The sequence below is a fragment of the Paraburkholderia kirstenboschensis genome, assembly GCF_904848585.1.
In the GTDB taxonomy this organism is placed as follows: Bacteria; Pseudomonadota; Gammaproteobacteria; order Burkholderiales; family Burkholderiaceae; genus Paraburkholderia; species Paraburkholderia kirstenboschensis.
Genome location: NZ_CAJHCR010000001.1, coordinates 1,275,786 through 1,293,909 on the forward strand (window position 1 = coordinate 1,275,786; position 18,124 = coordinate 1,293,909).

Here is an 18,124-nt window from a genome sequence, read left to right on the forward strand (position 1 = left end):
TCTTGCGTGAGCGGCGCGGCGTTCTCCGCTCTTCGCATCGTCTTTCTTCATTGAATTCACCATGACCCAATCCAAACTCAAACGAGCTTTGCAGACTCGCATCGTGCATGCAGAGGACAAGCTCACGCCGGGCTTCGAGTCTTTCTCCATGCCGGTCACGCGCGCGTCGACCGTCGTTTTTCCGGACCTCGCGACCATGCGCGCGCTCGACTGGAAAAACGACGCGCAATGGCGCTACGGTCTGCACGCAACGCCAACGTCGCTCGCTCTAGCGCAGCGCCTTGCCGCGATCGAGGGCGGCAATCATGCTCTGTTGCAGCCTTCGGGCCTGTCGTCTATTTCGAACGTGTACTTCGGGCTCGTCAAATCGGGCGACGACGTGCTGATTCCCGACAACGTCTACTCGCCGAACCGCGATCACGGCGACTGGCTCGCACGCGACTTCGGCGTGACGGTTCGTTATTACGACCCGATGATCGGTGCGGGCATTGCCGAATTGATCCAGCCGAACACGCGGCTCATCTGGCTGGAAGCGCCCGGTTCCGTGACGATGGAAGTGGCCGACGTGCCGGCAATCACCGCGGTCGCCCGCGCCCGCAACGTGGTGACGGCAATCGACAACACCTGGTCCGCCGGGCTCGGGTTCCGTCCGTTCGATCACGGCGTCGACATCTCGGTGCAGGCGCTCACGAAGTATCAGTCGGGTGGCGGCGACGTGCTGATGGGGGCCACCATTACCGTCGATCGCGAACTGCATCTGAAGCTCAAGGCGGCGCGCATGCGCATGGGCCTCGGCGTATCGTCGGACGACTGCTCGCTGATCCTGCGCAGCCTGCCGACGATGCAGGTGCGTTTCCAGCAGCATGACCGCTCGGCGCTCGCGCTCGCGCAGTGGCTGAAGACGCGGCCGGAGATCGCCGCGGTGTTGCATCCGGCAATTGCAGACTGTCCCGGCCACGAGTTCTTCAAGCGCGACTTCACGGGAGCTGGCGGACTATTCTCCGTCGTGTTCGACGGCCGCTATAGCGCCGCGCAGGTCGACACCTTCTGCGAGTCGCTGGAGCTCTTTGCCATTGGCTGGAGCTGGGGCGGCGCGCATAGCCTCGTGATGCCGTACGACATTGCGTCGATGCGTACCGAAGGCGAGTGGCCGCATCGCGGCACGCTGGTGCGGTTCTATATCGGCCTCGAGGAAGAAGCCGATTTGCAAGCGGATATCGAGCAGTGTCTCGCGGCACTCGCGTGAACTGACGCTGCGTCGGCGCAGTGAGACAAGCTCACCGTGATGCGTTCACGGTGGGCTTTTTTCTTATGCTGCGCCCAACGCCTTGGCCGTTTGGCTGATTGTTAGGCTCCATCTCGACCCGGTACGATCGTGTACATCTGACCTCACTGCCAGGCACGATGGCGCGCTTCGATGAACCTGTTTTTGTGGATGTTGCTCAATCTCGGTGTGCCAATCATCGGCCCGATCTTTACCTTGGCGCTGGTCGCGCCCGCACACGGCTGGGCGGTTGCGAAGGAACTGATCGCGGACTCGGTCAAAGATGGGCAACTGTTCTGGTGTGCGATCGGGTTGTGCGCCGCCGGGGTTTATGAGCTGGTGACGGCGTTGGAGCAGGGCGGCAGGGCAGTCGCCGTTCTTGAGTTCGGCATGGTGACTTTTTGCCTGCTGGCTTTCGTATGTTCCATCATCGTCATGTCTTGCCTTCTCAACGCTCACTACGGCAGGGTGGCTAGACGTGTTAGTCACCACTCCACGCAGCCGACCGGAGGGAGTTTTTCGCGAGTGGCAATCGGTTGTTCGATCGTGTCTACCTGTGTTTCGGCCATCTTATTGGCAATCCTACACATCTACGTGAGCCGATTTATTGGATAGTGCAGCATTTATACTGGCTCTCTCAAGGAGGCACTTATGAACAAGCTAGTAACTTTCCTCGCATCGGAGAAAAATCATTGGCGTATCTTAAAGTGGACCTCGATCGTAATGGCTATCGACCTTCTCTTCATGGTCGTGGCGTTGCTCTGGGCGTTTACGGAAAGATAGTCTGTCCAAGCTGCGCTACCTCGCGCAGCCATTAGACACGACGAAGACGCAACGAAGACGCAACCACCCCACCTTGGCATCTAACCTCAAAACAACCGCAACAACCCATCCAGCCCCACGTAGTTGAACGCCACGCTGGCCGCTTCACGTACTACCGGCTTCGCACGGAACGCAACGGAAAGTCCCGCTTCGGCCATCATCTTGAGATCGTTGGAGCCATCGCCCATCGCGATTGCGCGCGACGGGTCAATGTTGAGCCGCGCGCAGGTCTCGCGCAGCGTGCGCGCTTTCACATCGGCATTGACGATTTCGCCGAGAACTTTGCCCGTCAGCTTGCCGTCCACGATTTCGAGCGTATTAGCGCGCGTGAAGTCGAGGCCGAGCCGTGCCTTCAGCTTCTCGGTGAAGAAGTTGAATCCGCCCGACACCAGCAGCGTTTTCAGTCCCGCTTCTTTCGCGCCAGCCAGCATTTGCTCGGCGCCCGGCGAAAGCTGCAGGCGTTCTTCATAAACGCGTTCGAGCGCGCTTGCGTCGAGTCCCTTCAGAAGCGCGACGCGGCGCGTCAGGCTTTCGTTGAAGTCTTTGATCTCGCCGCGCATCGAGGCCTCGGTGATGGCGGCGACTTCCGCTTTCAGACCGCAGAAGTCGGCGATTTCATCGATACATTCGATCGCGATCAGCGTCGAATCCATGTCCATCGCGACAAGGCCGAAGTCGTGCAACTTGCGGCCTGCTTCGACAAACGCGTAGTCCAGCCGATGCGTGCCGCAATAAACGTCCAGGTCCGGACGCTGCGCGATATCGGCGCCGGCGATGCGGATCGCGCTTGCGTCGACAACGGTGGCGTGCGAGCCGCGTGCGAGCGCAACGAGCGTTTTGTGGTGATCGGCGGAAATCGGCGCGGGGCTTTGGATGACGAGGTTCATGAACGACGCATTGACCAGGAAAAGGCGAGCGCAGGGCTCGCGGGAAATCCGCTTATTGTAACGGTTCGACGGGATGTGCCATCGCGCCATCGCGCCATCGCGGCAATGCTCAAACGCCGAAACGCCGAAACGCCGAAACGCCGAAACGCCGAAACGCCGAAACGCCGAAACGCCGAAACGCCGAAACGCCGAAACGCCGAAACGCCGAAACGCCGAAACGCCCAAACGCCCAAACGCTCAACGCCCAACGCCCAACGCCGAAACGCCAAACGCCAAACGCCAAACGCCAAACGCGCCAAACGCGGGTTAGCGGCAATGCAATCCCTGCGTGCCTGGTTCATACTGACGAGCCAAACGACGCTCGACGCTCACTGCATCCACGCCTTCTAGTCGCCGCGAGAACTCCATCAACGAGCGCTGCGCGAAGCGTGCAGAGAAAGGCATCGACCAACGCTCGCAAAGCGCAGCGAGAGCGCATCGAAAGCGCGGAGCACGGTCATTGCGATGCAGGAGCAACAAAGCACACCATACGGAGACAACGCATGCCCACGGCGACCGCCGGCGACACAGCCATCCTCGCGCGCGACTTCGATCTGCGCCATCTGAGCCCTGAGTTCTACGCGAACCCATACCCGGTCTACAGCGCATTGCGCATTCATGAGCCAGTCAAGCGCATGCCCGACGGGTCGCTCTTCCTCACGCGCTTTCGCGACGTGCAGGCCGTATACCGCGACCCGAAGACCTTCAGTTCGGACAAGACCGTCGAATTCAAGCCGAAGTACGGCGACTCGCCGCTTTACGCGCATCACACCACGAGCCTCGTGTTCAACGATCCGCCGCGCCATACGCGCGTGCGCAAGCTGATCGCCGGCGCATTGACCGCGCGCGCGATAGCGGCAATGGAGCCCGGTCTGGTGCGCCTCGTCGACGGCCTGCTCGATGCCGCGGCCGAACGCGAGCGCATCGATCTGATCGGCGAGTTCGCGTCGGCGATTCCGGTGGAGATCATCGGCAATCTGCTCGACGTGCCGCACGCGGAACGCGCGCCGTTGCGCGACTGGTCGCTCGCAATTCTCGGCGCGCTGGAGCCGTCGCTCACCGACGCGCAGTTCGAGCGGGGCAATCGCGCCGTGAGCGAGTTCGTCGATTACCTGCGCGATCTGGTCGCGCGGCGCCGGCGCGAGCCGGGCGATCCTCAACACGATGTCCTCACGCGCCTCATTCAAGGCGAGCGCGGGGAAAGCGGCGACGGCGAGCAATTGTCGGAAGAAGAGTTGCTGCAGAACTGTATTTTCATTCTGAATGCCGGTCACGAAACGACCACGAACCTGATCGGCAACGGGCTTGTCACGTTGACCGAATGGCCGGATCAGCGCGCCGCGCTGCTGGAAGAACCGTCGTTGATCGAATCGGCAGTCGAAGAATGCCTGCGCTTTGAGAGTTCGAACCAGCTCGGCAACCGCATGACGACAGTCGACACTGAGATAGGCGGCTTGCCGGTTGCGCGCGGCACGCCGATTACGCTGTGCATCGGCGCGGCCAATCGCGACCCGGACCAGTTTCCGGAGCCCGACCGCTTCGATATCCGCCGCGCGCCCAACCGGCACCTCGCTTTCGGTTTCGGCATCCATCAATGCGCGGGTCTGTCGCTCGCGCGGCTCGAGGCACGCATTGCTATCGGCCGTTTCATCCAGCGTTTTCCATCTTATCGACTGGACGGCGAGCCGACGCGCGGCGGGCGCGTGAGGTTTCGCGGGTTCGCTTCCGTACCGCTCATTTGCCGATAGAGGTGCAGGCGGCAATGCAGGGGACTCCGTAGTTTTTGCCGCCATCATGCAAGACTTACAGCGCGGCGTGCGCGGAGGCCAACGCCCCCGCGCCGCGCGTGGTCGGAAAACCGTGGCACGCTTGGTGCTTCTTCATGGGTCTTAGGCCTAGGGGAGCGCACGATGGCACACATGATCTGGAAAGGCGCGATCAGCTTCGGCCTTGTCCACGTACCGGTGCAGTTGTATCCGGCCACGAAGTCGGAGAAGGTCGGCTTCAACCTGCTCGATAAGCGCACGATCGATCCGGTCGGCTATAAGCAGATCAACAAGCGCACGGGCAAGGACGTGACGCGCGATAACATCGTGCGCGGCTTCGAATACGAGAAGGACAAGTACGTGGTGCTGACGGATGACGAGATTCGCGCGGCGAATCCCGAATCCACGCAGACGGTGGATATTCTCGCGTTCGTCGACGCACCCGACATCTCTTTTCTCTATCTCGACACACCTTACTTTCTGACGCCCGACCGCAAGGGCGAAAAGGTCTATGCGCTGTTGCGCGAGGCGATGAAATCGTCGGGCAAGGTCGGCGTGGCCAGTGTCGTCTTGCATAACAAGCAGCATCTTGCCGCACTGATTCCGGTCGGGCCGGTGCTTGCCTTGAACACGCTGCGCTGGGCGGAGGAAGTGCGCGACTTCGACGAATTCAAGCTGCCCGCCGAAGGCACCAAGGCGGCGGGTGTCAGCGCGCGCGAGCTCGATATGGCAAAGAAGCTGATCGACGACATGAGCGACAACTGGGACCCGTCGAAATACCACGACACGTTCCGCGACGACATCATGGCGCTCGTCGACCGGAAGGTCCGCGAGGGCAAGACCGAGGAAATCACGGACATCGAAGCGCCGCGCGAGTCGCGTCAATCGGCCGACATTCTGGATTTGTCCGACCTGCTCAAGCGCAGTCTTGGACGCGGTAAGAGCAAGCCTGCTTCGGGCACGCGCAAGCGCGCTGCCGCCGACGAGACTGCCGACGAAGATAGCGATTCACAAGAGGACAGCGGCTCGACGGCGTCGCGTAAAAAGCCACGCACGACGCGCTCGACAAGCGCGCCTCGATCGAGTGGAAGCGGCAGTAGCAGCGGCAGTGGCGGCGGACGTGCCACGGCCAAGTCGACGACTGCGCGCAAGCGCCGCGCGGCGGCATGATGGAGCGGCGAGCGCAACGGGGCGCAGATAGCGGCACGAACTTCGGCACGAACCCGGTCGTGCCCCGATCCGACCGCTCGGTTCAAGCGCCGCAAGCCATCGCTATCTCGACCCCGATGGAGTCCGCGCCATGAACGACCGACTCGACCTCTACAACCGCAAGCGCCGCTTCGACGAAACGCCCGAGCCTGCCGGCGCCAAGGCGACCAGGAAGCGCGGCGCGCGCAACGCGGCGCGGCCAGGACCGGACGAGGGCTTGTCGTACGTCATCCAGGAGCACCACGCGCGGCGCCTTCACTACGACTTCCGTCTCGAACTGAACGGCACACTGCTTTCATGGGCGGTGCCGAAAGGGCCGTGCCTCGATCCGTCGGTCAAGCGTCTCGCTGTGCACGTTGAAGATCACCCGGTCGAGTACGGTTCGTTCGAAGGCGAAATTCCGCCGGGTAATTACGGCGCGGGCACGGTGATCGTCTGGGATCGCGGCACGTGGGAGCCGGTCGGCGGCGCGGCCGAGGCGGCGCGTGCGTATCAGGCCGGCAAGCTCAAGTTTCACCTGCACGGCGAAAAGCTGCGCGGCGGCTGGACGCTCGTGCGCAGCCACATGCGCGGCAATGCCGACAAGGAGCAGTGGCTGCTCATCAAGGAACGCGACGACGAGGCGCGTCCCGAGAGCGAATACGATGTTCTCGCAGAACAGCCCGGCAGCGTGCTCGGCGCGACGCCGGCCCGCAACGGGAAAGCTGGCAAGCAGACGAGCAAGCAAACAGATAAACAATCAGATAAGCGGCCCGACAAGCAGGTTGCCGCGAAGAAAGGTAAGGCGGCCCCCGTACGCGGCGATCCGAAGCGTCCGGACATCGTGGCGACGCGCAGCAGCGAGTCGTTGCGCGAACTGGCCGCGTCGCCCGCGATAGAAGGTGCGGTGGCAGCGAAACTGCCTGCGACGCTGAAGCCGCAGTTGGCGACGCTCGTCGATGCTGCGCCGCCTGGGGATGACTGGTCGTACGAAATCAAGTTCGACGGCTATCGCGTGCTCGCCCGCATCGACGCGAACGCGAAGGGCCGCAATGTGCAGGTCTTCACGCGAGCGGGCAACGACTGGACCGCGAAGTTCGGCAAGCAGGTGAAGGCATTCGAACAACTGGGCCTGGAAAGCGCGTGGCTCGACGGTGAAGCGGTGGTGCTCGACGAGAACGGCGTGCCCAACTTCCAGGCGCTGCAAAACGCGTTCGATTCGAACCGGCCGCAAGACATGGTCGTGTATCTGTTCGACGTGCCGTTTCTGAACGGCTACGACTTGCGCGGCGTGCCGCTGCAGCAAAGACGCGCAATCCTGCGCGCGCTGCTCGAACCGGTCGACGACAGCGTGCTGCGCTTTTCGAACGACTTCGAGTTCAGCGCCGAAGATCTGCTGAAAAGCGCGTGCGACATGGCGCTCGAAGGCATCATCGGTAAGCGGCGCGACAGCGGCTATATGTCCGGCCGCTCGGCCACGTGGATCAAGCTGAAGTGCCGCCGACGCCAGGAGTTCGTGATCGGCGGCTATTCGGAACCATCGGGCAGCCGCGCGGCGTTCGGCGCACTGCTCCTCGGCGTGCACGACAGCAAGGGCAAGTTGCAATATGCCGGGCGCGTAGGCACCGGTTTCGACGCCGCCTTGCTGCGCTCGGTGAAGAAAGAACTCGACGCACACGAGACGAAGCGCATGCCGTTCGCAAGCCCGCCGCGCGAGCGCAGTCGCACGCCAGTGCATTGGGTCGAGCCCGTGCTCGTCGCGGAATGCAATTTCGCGGAATGGACGAGCGACGGTATCGTGCGCCAGGCGTCGTTCGTCAGTTTGCGCAGCGACAAGCCGGCGCGCCAGATCGTCAAGGAAGCACCACGCAAGGGGGACGACGTGCAACGACAAACGGATATTGAGGTCGAATCCGACACGGCGCCGAAGAAACGTTCGGGACGGCGGGCGGCGGCTGAGACTGATGGCGACGTGCAGACTTCGGGCGCAAGTAAGAGGCGCTCCGCCGGTAAGGCAACGGGGGAAGAAGCAACGGGAATGCGCATGGAAAAGGGCGCAGGTAAGGGCACAAGCAATGGCACGGAAAAGGGCGCCGAAGCGGTAGCCAAAACGGGCGCCAAATCCACCGCGAAGGTGACGGCCAAAACGGCGGCTAAATCGACGGCCAAAACCGGTGGCGAAACAACGGCTACGACCACGGCGGCGGCGAAACCAGCGAGCAAAACAGCAAAAACCACCACATTAAAAGGAGAAACCGCGGACACAAAATCCGCTGCGCCGCGGCCGACAAAATCCGCGTCGCCCGCCGAAGTCGCCGGCGTTCGCGTATCGCACCCGGACCGCGTGATCGACAAGAGCACCGGCGCGCGCAAGATCGACCTCGTGCACTACTATGAATCGGTCGCGCAATGGATGTTGCCGCATGTGGCGGACCGGCCCGTGTCGCTCGTGCGCGCGCCTGAGGACATTGGCGGTGAGCTCTTTTTCCAGAAGCACAGCCAGAAGCTGTCGATCCCGAACATCACACAGCACCCCGGGCTCGACCCCGGTCATCCTCCGCTCATCACGGTGGAGAGCGTGAAGGCACTGGTCGGCGCCGCGCAAATGGGCACGATCGAATTTCACACGTGGAATGGTGTGGCGTCGAATATCGAGAAGCCGGACCGCGTCGTGTTCGACCTGGATCCGGATCCGTCGCTCGGCTGGGACCGGATGATCGAGGCCGCTCAACTGACGCGCTCGCTGCTGTACGAACTCGGCCTCACGTCTTTTTGCAAGACAAGCGGCGGCAAGGGCTTCCATGTCGTGGTGCCGCTGTCGAAACACGCGGGCTGGGACGAGGTGAAGGAGTTTTCGCAGGCCGTCGCTCAGCACATGGCTAGCACGCTGCCCAAGTATTTCAGCGCGAAAATGGGCGCGCAAAATCGCAAGCAGAAGATATTCGTCGACTATTTGCGCAATAACCGCGGCTCGAGCACGGTCGCTGCGTTTTCCGCGCGGGCGCGGCCGGGGCTGGGCGTTTCGGTGCCGCTCGCCTGGGACGAAGTCGCGGCGACCACCGGCGGCGATCAGTGGAATATCGAGAACCTGCACGAGCGTCTTGCAAATCTGAAGAACGACCCGTGGGCCGATTACTCGAAGACGCGCCAGCGTATCACCGCGGCAATGAGAAAACGCCTGAACGGAGCGTAGCCGGCGCGTTCGCGTCGAGTGCAATACCGAACAGATAGAAGGAGCTGGCTATGAAGAGCACACCGCAATCGTCGGACGGCGGCAAGCAGGCCGATCCGCATGCCGAGAAGGATCCGCAGTCATTGCAGGACGCAGCCGCGCCGTTGCCGCATGAGAGCGACCAGAGCGCCGGCTCGCAGCACGACGAAGAGCCACGACCTATCGGCAAACAGGCGCATAGCGACGTCGAACGCGGCCTGCAGGACACGGACCGCCGCGGTGGCGGCGAGTATCAGGAAAAGACGCAGAACGACGCGCAGGCCGACGTCAACACGGACGAGAAATCGCCAGGTACGGCAGGCGGCAGGGGCGACTCGTGAGGCATTGCAAGCCGACTTCGGGGAACCATAGGCCCGCCTGCGGATGGCCGTGAAGTTGGCTTGGGGCGAGGGGCAGACTGACTGAGGTCGAGGGGTGCCGAACTGAAGGTGGTGGAGGCCGATTCGTGCAAACTTCACCAATGGGCTGGCCTTCGTGCGGTCCGCCTCGCTCTCAGATCAGTGATTTCCAACGTCACCGACCTCACTCCGGCTCTGCGTCCCAATAAGGCGGAACGCCGAAATGCCCGGCAAGAAAGTCGATGAACGCGAGCGTCCTGGGCGGTACGAACGCGCGGCTCGGGTACACAGCCCGAATCGCCTCCTTCTCGGCGAGCGGATAGTTTTCGAGCACGCTGACCAGTTCGCCGCTGCGCAACAAAAGCGGCGCGACTTAATTCCCAAGCGTGTGCCTCGAGATAAGAAAACTTTCTTAGTACCGAGATTTTCGTAGCACCTTTGTCGACGTCTCTATTCTGCAAGTCCCGGGTTTGTTTCCCGTCTCATTATCGAACTGGCATTTTAAAAAATGACGGGGCCGTTTGATGCCATTCGCATGATATTGTCTTTGTTTGCGTCAAGGTATTATGTGTAAAGCGCATGGATGCACCGAGGAATTTCAAGAGGTTGCAACGTTTTTTGGAAAAATCATAATCGTGGCCAATCGTTAAATTTTCGTTAACGGATCCATTGCGCTTGACAAGATTAAAGCTTCATACGAAACTAAATAGCGTTATATCTTGTTATATTCAATTAGATAGATTGATGCACTCTACTTAGGGGTATTAATTTATCGCTGTATCCCCGCGAGACGTGTTGATTCCGCGTCTAATGAGAGCGACGAATTTTGCGATGCTCATCCGCTCAGCGGGTTTGCTGCATTCATGGATTGATCATGTTGATGGCGCCTGAGAATCGTTGGTTCGCTAGGATGGATATCTCATTTTGAATTGGATGAACTTGTCATGTTTCAATATTACGGGGCATCGATAAAATCGAAGCGGTCTTTTTGTTGCGTGAAAACTTGATAAATAACAAGCTCGGTTGCGATAAACGGAAATATGCACGCCTCTATTATCAAATAATAAATCTGGAGCGGCGCATATCGAGGTGCGCGACGCAGCAATTGCCAGGTGAAACACCATGAGTAAAGCTATGCCGCTGGTCATGATTCACGGCCTGTTTGGGTCACAAAGCTTCTATGCACCGAACCGGCGCATAGCCGGCGTCGATGTTCATACCCCCGATCTAATCGGCTACGGCGCGCTGAGAGACAGCGCGGTCGAGCCGATCACGCTGGCGGGCCAGGCGGCGCATGTGATCCGCTATATGCAAGAGCACGTCAGCGCGCCGAGTGTCCTGCTGGGACACAGTGTAGGCGGCGCAGTCGCAATGCTCGTTGCCGCGTCCGCGCCCGACCTTGTGCGCGGGGTGATTAATGTCGAAGGAAATTTCACGCTCGACGACGCATTCTGGTGTTGGAAAATCGCCGGTGTGGATGCCACCGCGTGGCAGGCGGAGCACGCGCGCCTCGTCGCCGATCCGCAGGGCTGGCTTGAAAACGGCGGCATTGCCGTCAGGCAGCAGCGTCTCGAGTGGGCGCGCACCGCACTCGCAAACCAACCGCGCGAAACGATTCAGGCAATGGCGCGCGCGGTGGTGGCGGAAACCGGCGCGCCCGATTTCCTTTCGCGCATTCGCATGGTCGTCGAGCGGGGTACGCCCTTCTTCATGCTCGCTGGCGAAAGATCGGCGGCTGGATGGAACGCCCCGGACTGGGCGCACGCTGCGGCGCTGTCCTATGTGGTCCAGCCGGAAGTCGGCCACATGATGATGCTCGAGGAGCCCGACGGGTTCTGCCGAATCGTCAGCGGGATGGTCGCCCAGCTCGCGGCCTGACCGGAGGCGCCTATGACCGGAAACTGGCATCAGATCGGTAAAGCGGCGCATTGGGCACTGCGCAATACCCGTTACTTCGACGCAGTGGAGCGGACCTTCCAGCGCGCGTACGTCGATGTCCGCGACGGAACGATGCCGCTTCTACCAAAGTAAGAGAGGGCTTACGATCAAGTCCACGGATCGGCGGTCTGCCTGACATGACGCGAGCGGCTTCAAGCCCGCGCCGGCTTCACCGGTTCTTCAACCTCATCGGAACAAACACGGGAGCACCTATGAAAGCCGTTGGCCTTTATCGCTATTTGCCCATCGACCACGACGAAGCCCTGATCGACGTCGATATCCCGAAACCTGAAGCAACTGGTCGCGATCTGCTCGTGAAAGTCGAGGCCATCTCGGTGAATCCGGTCGACACGAAGGTGCGTGCGCCGAAAGACAGCGTCGAAAAAGCGCCGCGGGTGCTCGGTTGGGACGCCGCCGGCACGGTTGTCGCAACCGGTCCGGACGTGACGCTGTTCAAGGTTGGCGATCCCGTGTTCTATGCGGGCAGCATCACGCGACCGGGCGCGAATAGCGAGTTCCATCTCGTTGACGAGCGGATCGTCGGACGCAAGCCCGCGTCGCTCGATTTCACCCATGCGGCCGCGTTGCCGCTCACGGCGATCACCGCATGGGAAGCGTTGTTCGATCGCCTCGGCGTCTCGCCGCAAGGCGCGCACGAAGGGCGCACGGTGCTGATTTTCGGCGGGGCGGGCGGCGTCGGCTCGATTGGCATCCAACTGGCCAAACAGCTCGCGAAGCTGAAAGTGATTGCGACCGCGTCGCGTCCCGAGTCGGCGAAATGGGCAACAGAGTTGGGCGCGGATCATGTGGTCGATCACTTCGGCGACATGCCCGCTCAATTGAAGCAACTCGGCATCGAACAGGTCGACTACGTGCTGATGTTCAACGACACGGACAAGAACTTTCCGGTCGCGGCCGAGCTCGTCAAACCGCAGGGCGGCATCTGCTCGATCGTCGAAAACAGCAAGCCGGTGCCCGTTGAGTTGCTGAAGGCTAAGAGCGCCGCGTTTCACTGGGAGTTCATGTTCACGCGTTCAATGTTCGGCACGCCCGACATGATCGAGCAGCACAAGCTGCTGACCGAGGTGGCGCGTCTCGTCGATGCCGGCACGTTGCGCACGACCGTCGGCCAACACCTCGGCGCGATCAATGCGGCGAACCTTCGCCGCGCGCATGCTCTGCTCGAAGAAGGGCGCGCGATCGGCAAGCTCGTCCTGACCGGCTTCTGAGAAAACGAGTCCACGCAAGCGGGGTAACACCCGATGCCCAGGGAGCGCGCGCGGCATCGCTTGGCGGTAGACTGGTGACGCATCATGCTAAAACGGTTGCGTGTCTCGCGTCCGCCGGCGGCTTCCGCGCGCTGCACCAGGATCATGCGCGGGCAGCCGCACTTGCGCGGGCATGCAGCGGCACAACAACGAGGTGACAGTATGAGCTCCAGCTTCAAACTCTCCGCCGTTCCAGTTGTCGCTTCTCTCGCTTGCGTGCTTTGTTGCGGCCTGCTCGCGCCTGCCGCTCATGCGGCCACGCCGATCACGGTGACGTCGCAATCCGCCCTCGACGGTCCGATTCGCTACACGGTCCGCGTCACATCCAAACAGTTCGGCAACTCGCAGGAAACGCGCACCATCCGCTCCGGTCAGTCGGACGACTTCACGTGGAAGACGGTGCCGCCCGGGGGCGCCATTCCGGCGACGGATGCGTGTCCGAACTATGCGTCGCTGCCGCTCGACTCCAATGGCGCGATGATCCGCCAGACGCAGATCCGCCTCGCGCCGGTCGTCGCCGACGACGGCACCGCGACCGTGCAATTGAGCTTCCAGGCGCACAAGCCAGATGGCGTGAAGACTGTCACGGCCGGTGGAAAATCGCTCAAGTGTCCGAACGATGTCAGCGTGAGCCAGGTGCTGCGCTTTACGATGCCGGTGAATGGCAGTACGAAGACGCTAACGCTCAGTGACGGCACGGTCGTCGCGATCAGCGCGAAACGCTGACCGCGCCGGATCGTAGGACCGCCGGACCGCCGGACCGCTGGATCGCAGATCGCCGGATCGCAAGATCGAGATCGCCGGACCGCTGGACCGCTGAACCGCTGAACCGCTGAACCGCTGAACCGCTGAACCGCTGAACCGCTGAACCGCTGAACCGCTGAACCGCTGAACCGCTGAACCGCTGAACCGCTGAACCGCTGAACCGCCGGATCGCCGGATCGCCGGATCGCCGGATCCAGTCTAAGCGGTTCAGCGCCGCACGCCGGCCCGTTCGACCAGCCGCGCCGACAGAAACCGGTGCTCCGCCGAAAAGAGGCGCTGGTAGGTGAGCAGCACCGCGCCCACCGTGCCGAGCGCCGATGATGCCGCGATCAGGAACATGATTACGATCTGATAGCGCACCGCCTGCAACGGCGACTGGCCGGCTAGCACCTGGCCGGTCATCATGCCGGGCAGGCTGACTACGCCGACCACGGCCATCTGGTTCAGCGTCGGCATCATACCCGCGCGCACCGCCTGACGAGCGGGCGCCTGTGCCGCTTCCCAGCGCGTTGCGCCGAGCGCCAACGCCATCTCCACGCGGTCGCGCCGGGCGGTCAGTTCCTCGGTCATTCGTTCGATGCCAAGCGAGACGCCTGTGAGCGTATTGCCGAGGATCATGCCGAGAATCGGAATTGCATATTGCGGTTCGTACCAAGGGTGAATGCGGATCACGACGAAGAGCCCAACCGCTGCCACCAGCCACGAACTGACCCAGATCGATAGCACACTGTCCGCGCGTTGTCCCGCATATGTGCGGCTGCCGCGCTGCGCGCCCGCGAAGCCGGCGATCAGCGTCATCACGGTCATCAACGGCAGCACCACGAACCAGTGGTCGTAGCGGAACACCCAACCCAGCACATAGCCGATCGCGAGCAGCTGCACGACGGTGCGCACAGCGGCCCACGCGAGCTTGCGTTCGAGATCGAGTTTGAGTGCCACCGACACCACGCCGTTCACGACGATCAGCAACGCGGCGATCGCGACGTCCCAAAGACTCAGGTTTTGCAATGTCATCGGCTGGGCGCTCCTTGTGCGGACGCGACGGTGGGCTCTTCGAGGACGCCCGCATGCATCGTCAGATGGCGCTCGCTCATGCGAGCAGCTTGTGCCGGATCGTGCGAGACCCAGATCGAAGCGTGAGCACGGCGATCGGCGTCGAACCATGCGCGCACGAGTCCTTCGATGGCGTGCGACGACTCGGGGTCGAGTGACGCAGTCGGTTCGTCGAGCAGGAGCACTTCGGGCGCGAGTTGCAGCACGCGAATCAGCGCGGTGATTTGCGCTTCGCCGCCTGACAGTTCGCTTGCGCGTTTGGCGAGAAAATCGCCCGAACGGCCCGCCTGCGCGACCAGATCGGCCGCGTGTTCGCGGTCGAAGCGGGTATCGCGATACGCACGCAGTTCGAACGGGTAACGCAGATTATCTTCGACTGTGCCGTCGAGCAGCGCGGGCCGCTGCCGGATGTAGGCGACGCTGCGCCGGTAACGCGGAATCGCGGCTCGGGCGACGGGCGCGCCATGCCAGACGACGCGTCCGGCGTCGAGCGGATCGAGCAGCGCGAGTGCCCGAAGGAACACGCTCTTGCCCGAGCCTGACGCTCCGGTGATTGCGACACGGTCGCCGGCGTGCAGCGCGAAAGTGGTGGACTGAAGCAGGGTCTGGCCGCGCGATGCATCGCGCCGGACGATGCCGTCGGCGAAGAGGAAGGGGACATCGGTCATGGAAACAGGTGGTGCGTAGAGGGCGGGGTGCGCGATGCAGCATCATAAAGTGGACTGAGACCGGCCGCGAGCCGCCGAGCCGCACCGCGCGCATAAAGCGACGAAGCGACGAAGCGACGAAGCGACGAAGCGACGAAGCGACGAAGCACTGCGCCGGCGCTGGCGGGCACAATATCTGCTGCGCGATCGACAACCAACAAGCAACAAGGGAGCCTTTTGATGGCACGGTCGAGCACGGCGGGAAGACGGGTCGGCAAAATCGTCGCATGGATACTCGCGATCATCGTCATCCTCGTGGTTGCGCTCACCGTTTTCATTCTCACATTCGACTGGAACCGCGCGCGGCCCTACGTCAACGATAAGGTTACGCAGGCGATCGGTCGGCAGTTCACCATCAATGGCGATCTGAAGGTGGGTTTCCGGCACCCGGTCGGCGAAACCGGCTGGAAAAGCTGGGTGCCCTGGCCGCGCTTCTCGGCGGCCAACATCACGATAGCGAACCCCGACTGGGCGAAGCGCCCGCAGTTCGCGACGCTCGACGAGATCGACTTCCAGGTGAAGGTGCTGCCGCTCATCGCGCACAACATCGTGATCCCCGCGATCAACCTCGTGAATCCTTCTGTTGATCTCGAACGCATGGTCGACGGGCGCAATAACTGGACGTTCCAGCTGCCGTCGTCGAAAACGCCGTCGCAGTGGAAGCTGCAGTTGCACGACATCGTGTTCGCGAAGGGCAATATCGCGCTGTCCGACGAGCAGAAGAAGGTCGATGTGCAGATGGTCGTCGATACGCTCGGTCAGCCGATTCCGATCGGCGAGGCAATGAAGCAGCAGGAAGAGGCATCGCGCAAGGCATCGGCGGAAGCGGTCGGCAAGGACGGCGCGAAAAAATTGAGCGCCCAGGCTGATGCGCAGGCGGCCTCGGCCGCTTCCGCGGCGGCGGCTTCAGGCGCTTCTGCAACGGACATCCATGCATCCGGCACGACGGCGGCGACAGGCGCCACGGGTGGGCTCACCGCGGGCGGTTCGAAAGGCGCAAGCGGCGCGGCAGTCACAGCGGCGTCTGGCGCGAGCGGTGCAGACGTGGCAGCGGCATCGAGTGCGAGCGGTGCTAGCGCCGAGAGCACGAGCGCGGCGCGGGGCGCGCAGCGCGAGGTGCCGCCGTATGCAATCGGCTGGACCTTGAAAGGCACTTACAACAAAACGCCGGTCTCAGGCAGCGGCAAAGTGGGCGGTGTGCTGGCGCTCCAGGACGCCAACCGGCCGTTCCCCGTTCAGGCCGATGTGAAGGCAGGCGACCTGCACGTCGGTCTCGTGGGCACGCTCACGGACCCGGCGCATCTTTCCGCCGTCGATATGCGCCTGTGGGTGCAGGGCAGCAGCATGGCAAAACTCTATTCGCTGACGGGCGTGACGCTGCCCGACACGCCGCCTTACGCAACGGAAGGGCGCCTCGTCGGTCAGTTCAAGACCACCGGCAACGTCTTCAAGTATGAAAACTTTACAGGCCGCGTGGGCGGCAGCGACCTGAACGGCTCGCTGACCTACACGGCGCGCCGACCGCGACCGCTGTTGCAGGGTGAACTCGTGTCGCACCTGCTGCAGTTCTCGGATCTCGCGCCGGTGATCGGCGCGGACTCCAACGCGAGCAAGGCCAAGCGTGGCGATGCGGCCAAGCAGCCGTCGAACAAGGCCTTGCCCGTCGAGGAGTTCCGCACCGACCGCTGGAAGGCGATCGACGCCGACGTGAAGTTCACCGGCCGGCGCATCGTCAAGAACGTCGATCTGCCGATCACCGATCTCTACACCCACGTCGTGATGACAGACGGCGTGCTGTCGCTCGAGCCGTTGAAGTTTGGCGTAGCCGGCGGCACGCTCGCCTCCAACATTCATCTGGACGGCAGCAGCGCGCCGCTGAAGGGACGCTTTGCGACCACCGCGCGACATCTGAAGTTAAAGCAGCTGTTTCCGAACTTCAAGACGATGCAAAACGCGCTGGGCGAGATCAATGGCGACGCCGCGCTGACCGCGACGGGCAATTCGCCCGCGGCGCTCGCCGCCACCTCGAACGGTGAGGTGAAGGCGCTCGTCACCGAAGGTACGGTGAGCCGCTTGCTGATGGAAGCCGCGGGCCTGAACGTCGCGAATGTGGTGTATGAAAAGCTCTTCGGCAACCGGGACGTGAAGATCAACTGTGCCGCCGCGGATTTTGTTGCGACCAATGGCGTGCTCGATTCGCGCGTGTTCGCACTCGATACCGACGACGCCGTGATCGACATCGACGGCAACGTCAATCTGCGCGACGAAACCATGGACCTCGGCGTGCATCCGCATACGAAGGGGTTCCGCGTGTTCTCGTTGCGCTCCCCACTGTATGCAAAGGGCACGTTCAAGGACCCGCACGTCGGCGTGAACGTGGGCGCGCTGGCGTTGCGGGGCGGCGCGGCTGTGGGCCTCGGCCTGATCAATCCATTTGCGGCGCTGCTGCCCTTGCTCGCGCCGAGCAATAACAAGCCGTTGCCGTGCACCCAATTGCTGTCGCAAGTCCGGCAGGCTCCGACGGCGCCGCCGCCTGGCACCAAACAGAAGCCGAAGCCCGCCATTTCGCTCGAGGGGGTGCCGGTCAACAAGCGTTCAGCGGAGGCGGCGTCGGCCGCGTCGGCGGCCTCAGCGCCTGCGCCGACTGGACGCAAGCCCGCGACCGTTTCGCCCGCGAGCGCAGCCCAGTACAAGGGAAGCTGATGCACTTTTTTCTGCCGGCGGACTGGTTCCACTGGACCCTTGGCGGCGGCTTTTCGTTCGTCTTTTTATGGCTGATCAGCGTGCCTTCGACATAGCGCAGGGAGCGCGGAGTCGGCGTAAGCACAATGGCGCGGAACTGATGTGATCGGTTCGC

General features: G+C 62.4%; 16 protein-coding genes and 1 pseudogene. 13 read left to right on the plus strand and 4 right to left on the minus strand.

The genetic code is table 11. The features are described 5' to 3' along the window. The first annotated feature begins 61 nt into the window (after nucleotides 1-61). From JMY24_RS05810 to JMY24_RS39220, 3 genes are all read left to right on the plus strand, one after another. Nucleotides 62-1,246 carry a cystathionine beta-lyase gene (locus tag JMY24_RS05810; RefSeq protein WP_201701502.1) on the plus strand — a complete coding sequence of 395 codons (1,185 nt, stop codon included), beginning with the start codon at nucleotides 62-64 and terminating at the stop codon, nucleotides 1,244-1,246. A gap of 171 nt (nucleotides 1,247-1,417) precedes the next feature. Next, the gene (locus JMY24_RS05815) at nucleotides 1,418-1,879 is read left to right on the plus strand and encodes a hypothetical protein (RefSeq protein WP_128594967.1); all 462 of its coding nucleotides are present in this window, start codon (nucleotides 1,418-1,420) and stop codon (nucleotides 1,877-1,879) included. 36 nt (nucleotides 1,880-1,915) lie between these two features. Next, nucleotides 1,916-2,047, plus strand: coding sequence for a hypothetical protein (locus tag JMY24_RS39220; RefSeq protein ID WP_268960745.1), 132 nt, complete (start codon nucleotides 1,916-1,918; stop codon nucleotides 2,045-2,047). An 86-nt stretch (nucleotides 2,048-2,133) separates the two neighbouring features. On the opposite strand, the gene serB is transcribed toward JMY24_RS39220, so the two are convergent. Next, nucleotides 2,134-2,973: a phosphoserine phosphatase SerB gene (gene serB / locus JMY24_RS05820; protein WP_128594968.1), complete on the minus strand. Its 840-nt coding sequence runs from the start codon at nucleotides 2,971-2,973 to the stop codon at nucleotides 2,134-2,136. Here serB and JMY24_RS05825 point away from each other — a divergent pair. From JMY24_RS05825 to JMY24_RS05845, 5 genes are all read left to right on the plus strand, one after another. Then, the gene (locus tag JMY24_RS05825; protein ID WP_201701503.1) at nucleotides 2,956-3,363 is read left to right on the plus strand and encodes a hypothetical protein; all 408 of its coding nucleotides are present in this window, start codon (nucleotides 2,956-2,958) and stop codon (nucleotides 3,361-3,363) included. The two genes, serB and JMY24_RS05825, sit on opposite strands and share 18 nt — an antisense overlap. Before the next feature lie 152 nt (nucleotides 3,364-3,515). Then, nucleotides 3,516-4,760, plus strand: a complete 1,245-nt coding sequence (locus JMY24_RS05830; RefSeq protein WP_128594969.1) for a cytochrome P450 — start codon at nucleotides 3,516-3,518, stop codon at nucleotides 4,758-4,760. Between the two features lie 162 nt (nucleotides 4,761-4,922). Beyond that, nucleotides 4,923-5,948, plus strand: coding sequence for a non-homologous end joining protein Ku (gene ku / locus JMY24_RS05835; protein WP_201701504.1), 1,026 nt, complete (start codon nucleotides 4,923-4,925; stop codon nucleotides 5,946-5,948). A gap of 130 nt (nucleotides 5,949-6,078) precedes the next feature. Further along, complete coding sequence (ligD, locus tag JMY24_RS05840; RefSeq protein WP_128594970.1) at nucleotides 6,079-9,159, plus strand: DNA ligase D; 3,081 nt, start codon at nucleotides 6,079-6,081, stop codon at nucleotides 9,157-9,159. 50 nt (nucleotides 9,160-9,209) lie between these two features. Continuing rightward, nucleotides 9,210-9,518 carry a hypothetical protein gene (locus JMY24_RS05845; RefSeq protein WP_128594971.1) on the plus strand — a complete coding sequence of 103 codons (309 nt, stop codon included), beginning with the start codon at nucleotides 9,210-9,212 and terminating at the stop codon, nucleotides 9,516-9,518. Between the two features lie 202 nt (nucleotides 9,519-9,720). Here the strand turns inward: JMY24_RS05845 and JMY24_RS05850 are convergent. Continuing rightward, nucleotides 9,721-9,909: pseudogene (locus JMY24_RS05850) on the minus strand (LysR family transcriptional regulator); the annotation flags it as partial. A gap of 749 nt (nucleotides 9,910-10,658) precedes the next feature. On the opposite strand from JMY24_RS05850, the gene JMY24_RS05855 reads away from it, so the two are divergent. The 4 genes from JMY24_RS05855 to JMY24_RS05870 all read left to right on the plus strand — a co-directional run bounded on the left by JMY24_RS05855 (nucleotide 10,659) and on the right by JMY24_RS05870 (nucleotide 13,468). After that, nucleotides 10,659-11,414 carry an alpha/beta fold hydrolase gene (locus JMY24_RS05855; protein WP_128594972.1) on the plus strand — a complete coding sequence of 252 codons (756 nt, stop codon included), beginning with the start codon at nucleotides 10,659-10,661 and terminating at the stop codon, nucleotides 11,412-11,414. A gap of 12 nt (nucleotides 11,415-11,426) precedes the next feature. Beyond that, nucleotides 11,427-11,567: a hypothetical protein gene (locus JMY24_RS05860; RefSeq protein ID WP_164853481.1), complete on the plus strand. Its 141-nt coding sequence runs from the start codon at nucleotides 11,427-11,429 to the stop codon at nucleotides 11,565-11,567. 119 nt (nucleotides 11,568-11,686) lie between these two features. Next, nucleotides 11,687-12,703, plus strand: coding sequence for a zinc-binding alcohol dehydrogenase family protein (locus tag JMY24_RS05865; protein WP_128594973.1), 1,017 nt, complete (start codon nucleotides 11,687-11,689; stop codon nucleotides 12,701-12,703). 201 nt (nucleotides 12,704-12,904) lie between these two features. Beyond that, nucleotides 12,905-13,468, plus strand: a complete 564-nt coding sequence (locus JMY24_RS05870) for a DUF6013 family protein (protein WP_128594974.1) — start codon at nucleotides 12,905-12,907, stop codon at nucleotides 13,466-13,468. Between the two features lie 246 nt (nucleotides 13,469-13,714). On the opposite strand, the gene JMY24_RS05875 is transcribed toward JMY24_RS05870, so the two are convergent. Then, nucleotides 13,715-14,521, minus strand: coding sequence for an ABC transporter permease (locus JMY24_RS05875; protein WP_128594975.1), 807 nt, complete (start codon nucleotides 14,519-14,521; stop codon nucleotides 13,715-13,717). Beyond that, complete coding sequence (locus tag JMY24_RS05880; RefSeq protein ID WP_128594976.1) at nucleotides 14,518-15,228, minus strand: ABC transporter ATP-binding protein; 711 nt, start codon at nucleotides 15,226-15,228, stop codon at nucleotides 14,518-14,520. Before JMY24_RS05880 ends, JMY24_RS05875 begins: the two co-directional genes overlap by 4 nt. Before the next feature lie 219 nt (nucleotides 15,229-15,447). On the opposite strand from JMY24_RS05880, the gene JMY24_RS05885 reads away from it, so the two are divergent. Beyond that, a complete protein-coding gene (locus JMY24_RS05885; RefSeq protein WP_201701505.1) occupies nucleotides 15,448-17,970 on the plus strand; it encodes an AsmA family protein in 2,523 nt (840 codons plus the stop codon). The last annotated feature ends 154 nt before the right edge of the window (nucleotides 17,971-18,124 follow it).

Bases quoted from the DNA above. Each gene is read 5' to 3' on its own strand.
- JMY24_RS05880 (WP_128594976.1), bottom strand. From the start codon at position 15,228: ATGACCGATGTCCCCTTCCTCTTCGCCGACGGCATCGTCCGGCGCGAT.
- JMY24_RS05870 (WP_128594974.1), top strand. From the start codon at position 12,905: ATGAGCTCCAGCTTCAAACTCTCCGCCGTTCCAGTTGTCGCTTCTCTC.
- JMY24_RS05855 (WP_128594972.1), top strand. From the start codon at position 10,659: ATGAGTAAAGCTATGCCGCTGGTCATGATTCACGGCCTGTTTGGGTCA.
- JMY24_RS05885 (WP_201701505.1), top strand. From the start codon at position 15,448: ATGGCACGGTCGAGCACGGCGGGAAGACGGGTCGGCAAAATCGTCGCA.
- ligD (WP_128594970.1), top strand. From the start codon at position 6,079: ATGAACGACCGACTCGACCTCTACAACCGCAAGCGCCGCTTCGACGAA.
- JMY24_RS05830 (WP_128594969.1), top strand. From the start codon at position 3,516: ATGCCCACGGCGACCGCCGGCGACACAGCCATCCTCGCGCGCGACTTC.
- serB (WP_128594968.1), bottom strand. From the start codon at position 2,973: ATGAACCTCGTCATCCAAAGCCCCGCGCCGATTTCCGCCGATCACCAC.
- JMY24_RS39220 (WP_268960745.1), top strand. From the start codon at position 1,916: ATGAACAAGCTAGTAACTTTCCTCGCATCGGAGAAAAATCATTGGCGT.
- JMY24_RS05860 (WP_164853481.1), top strand. From the start codon at position 11,427: ATGACCGGAAACTGGCATCAGATCGGTAAAGCGGCGCATTGGGCACTG.
- JMY24_RS05810 (WP_201701502.1), top strand. From the start codon at position 62: ATGACCCAATCCAAACTCAAACGAGCTTTGCAGACTCGCATCGTGCAT.
- JMY24_RS05845 (WP_128594971.1), top strand. From the start codon at position 9,210: ATGAAGAGCACACCGCAATCGTCGGACGGCGGCAAGCAGGCCGATCCG.
- JMY24_RS05815 (WP_128594967.1), top strand. From the start codon at position 1,418: ATGAACCTGTTTTTGTGGATGTTGCTCAATCTCGGTGTGCCAATCATC.
- JMY24_RS05865 (WP_128594973.1), top strand. From the start codon at position 11,687: ATGAAAGCCGTTGGCCTTTATCGCTATTTGCCCATCGACCACGACGAA.
- JMY24_RS05875 (WP_128594975.1), bottom strand. From the start codon at position 14,521: ATGACATTGCAAAACCTGAGTCTTTGGGACGTCGCGATCGCCGCGTTG.
- ku (WP_201701504.1), top strand. From the start codon at position 4,923: ATGGCACACATGATCTGGAAAGGCGCGATCAGCTTCGGCCTTGTCCAC.